Consider the following 274-nt stretch of genomic DNA (forward strand, 5'->3'; position numbering starts at 1 on the left):
TAAAATACGAAGATACAGTGGAAATATACGCAGCTATCCCTTTAGTACGATCTCGTGTGTGCTGCCTATCTTGTATAAGTTTTCCTCTCTCGAATGAAATGATATGGTTGGCAATAACTGGCCCATCTGTTTGTTCACGTATTACCAGACGATTCTCAGCTGTTATTTCAATATAGACATCTTTATCTTTTTGATAGGTTCCGAGAGGAACCGAATAGCGATTGGATTGATAGACGATCGTATTGTCCTTACGCACTGTTCTTGTTATACTAGA

At 38.7% G+C, this 274-nt stretch carries 1 protein-coding gene; it reads right to left on the reverse strand.

The genetic code is table 11. The annotated features are described in order from the left end of the window. Positions 1–274, reverse strand: a 274-nt coding sequence (locus tag IC21_RS17345; RefSeq protein WP_035180834.1) for a Mu transposase domain-containing protein, incomplete at both ends; no start/stop codon positions are given.

This window comes from Heyndrickxia coagulans DSM 1 = ATCC 7050 (assembly GCF_000290615.1).
Classification (GTDB): Bacteria; Bacillota; Bacilli; order Bacillales; family Bacillaceae_C; genus Weizmannia; species Weizmannia coagulans.